At 41.4% G+C, this 2,383-nt stretch carries 2 protein-coding genes; both read right to left on the bottom strand.

The window, feature by feature from the left end:
- Window positions 1-76: 76 nt before the first annotated feature.
- Window positions 77-292 carry a hypothetical protein gene (locus tag IBX40_12710; protein ID MBE0525171.1) on the bottom strand — a complete coding sequence of 72 codons (216 nt, stop codon included), beginning with the start codon at window positions 290-292 and terminating at the stop codon, window positions 77-79.
- A 685-nt stretch (window positions 293-977) separates the two neighbouring features.
- Window positions 978-1,937 carry a hypothetical protein gene (locus IBX40_12705; protein MBE0525170.1) on the bottom strand — a complete coding sequence of 320 codons (960 nt, stop codon included), beginning with the start codon at window positions 1,935-1,937 and terminating at the stop codon, window positions 978-980.
- Window positions 1,938-2,383 lie beyond the last annotated feature (446 nt).

The following is a 2,383-nucleotide window of genomic DNA, read 5'->3' as shown; positions in this document are numbered from 1 at the left end:
GGTTTACGTGTTTTTTTAAAACGTAAATTGTTAATAGGGTGGCTGAATAGTTACAAAATTGGATTCAATGCCAAGCTTATACATTTTCAATTTCGTGCCTCAGGTCATCAAAGCTGGAATAAGTCTCAAAAACGCCTTCATCTAATATTTTTTCCACTTTTTTTCTATATTCAGGACGTAAGCGGTGAAGATCTGCGTTAATTTCGCTGATATCTCTTTGTAGATTAAGCATTTGGTCTTTCAAAAATTCAATATCGTTTGAAATTTTATGCAATATCTGTGATTCAGACATGAATAGTATTTAGTTTCTTACGTATAAAAATATACCTCTAAGATATTACCAAAGTTGTGCACCTGCTTGTTTGATATTTAGATTTCTTATTGACTCACGCATATTAAATCGAGCATGAACCAGCCACCCCGCAGTCACAGACCCCGTTTTGGAAAAAACGGGGCATCTAATCCCGCATAGTAGAAAGATGAAGATGGAGTGACAAATTAGGGAATCCAAAAACGCAAAAATTTTTAGGTTCTTGTAATTTTGGCTTTGCCATTTCTCAATATGTCACTGTTCATAGAATCAAAAAGTATGCGTTGAATGGCTATTCTTTGAAGTCACTATACCCCGTACTTGAAGGATACTGGGCTTGTTAACGTTTTTTGGCATATAAAGGTTTTTATTTAATGATCCTCAGAAATACATCAAGGGGTTTAGATTCTAATCCTCAATTGATGTAAATATCTTTGACATCTTGCATAATTTAAGTATTTCGAATTTATTTCTATCCAACCCAATCCTATAATTATCGTCACTTTCGATCTTTTCCTGTAATATATTTCTCAACGCCATCCCCTCCATGACCTATGCTTCCAGCAACTCAGAGCCCAAAGACTATGAATGCACCTTCAGTTTAGGAAATTCCTGTTTCAAGATTCTGAAGTTTCTGCCTGCCCATTGGTTAGCCCCTGTTTCCATCTCATTTTGCAGAAGGCAGCACACTTGCTCCAATGGCCAGAACAGGCCCGATAATAAGGCCGACCCATGTGAAGAGACCCACAATACCGAGCAAAGTCATTGTTACCCTGGTTTTCGGATCGATCCTCTCCTGTGTAGCTATTCTAATTATGACAATTCCCGCAATGATGGGAACAATAACAAAGAACAGGGTGATGAACACCTGGGATGTGGGTGCAGCCCGGCTAAAAGCAATAAGCATCTGTATCATCGTCATAGCACTGCCGCCAATATAGAACAGTCCTGCAAAATAACCAATCCAGCCGAACAGGTTATTTCGGATGTGGTTCAGGAAGAACAATCCGATGACAAGGACTGCCAGCATGGGGGCAAATATAAAACCAGGAGGCTGACCCTCCCATAGGTGGATCGTGATAACATCCCATGGAACACGTATCCATTCCATAAATCCAAATTCTTCCCTGTAACCTATTGCCAGTCCATAGGAGCCTCTGAGCGATGGTTCATACACAGCAATATAATAGGTACCCGTTTCATTAACAACCATATCCATATCCATTACATTATAATGAGCAGCCGGAGTGAACGGTTCGTATGATGCTTTGCCGGGATATCTGCTTTTAACAACAAGAACTCCTGCATCCCCTGGGATTTCAATGTAACCGGGGATCGTCCCCAGGGATGAAATGCCAGGACCCATGACCACAAGCGTAGGAGTGAAATTGTTCTCGCCGGGAGTAAAAAGACTAACATGGAGCTTCTGCCCCTGCTGCAAATGGAACTGAAAATAATGGGCTTCTCCGGCTTTATGGAGTTCATCATATATTACCCAGGATTTGAGAGGATCATGGATAAGTGTGGCCATTTCAAGTCTTTCGTTATCACCGGCAATCACTGGTACATGGCCCAGACCTGTTCCGATACAATAGAACAGGACCAGACAAAGAATGGTTTTCTTCATTGTTCAGGATCCTTTTTCCCTATCTTTGGAAGTCTTAGCCGTGCCTGTCCGATGGTGAGGTTGGGTGGGACCCCTTTCGGGCAGATGTGTCTGCTTGAATCGTTATCCTTCTCCCTGGAGTCGATCCCTGAGCTGCCACCGAGTGTAAGCGCAAAGGATGCACCTCTAGATGACTGCAGTGTTAAACCCGGATCTTAACGCTTCGATGGCCCTCCTGAATCCTGTCAGGCTTTTATGAATAATGATTATATCGTATTGATGGATTGCTGGATCTGGTATGTTGCTAACCCCCTGGCAATAATAAGAATGTTGTTTATGCTTTTTAATTATTTCTGCATTATTTGCTTCTATGAATATAAAAAAATGGTAGTGTCCTACATTTTAGGACCTAATGTCTTTATGTGTCTGGGACTTGAAAATCATGGCTTTGCCTCTGGGACTCTGCA

It is taken from the genome of Methanosarcinales archaeon (assembly GCA_014859725.1).
In the GTDB taxonomy this organism is placed as follows: Archaea; Halobacteriota; Methanosarcinia; order Methanosarcinales; family Methanocomedenaceae; genus Kmv04.
The sequence above is the reverse complement of the archived record's forward strand: the minus strand, read 5'-3'. Positions and strand labels throughout refer to the sequence as shown.

What these genes read in the sequence shown, in the direction of transcription:
- IBX40_12710 (MBE0525171.1), bottom strand. Translation starts at nt 292, where the DNA reads ATGTCTGAATCACAGATATTGCATAAAATTTCAAACGATATTGAATTT.
- IBX40_12705 (MBE0525170.1), bottom strand. Translation starts at nt 1,937, where the DNA reads ATGAAGAAAACCATTCTTTGTCTGGTCCTGTTCTATTGTATCGGAACA.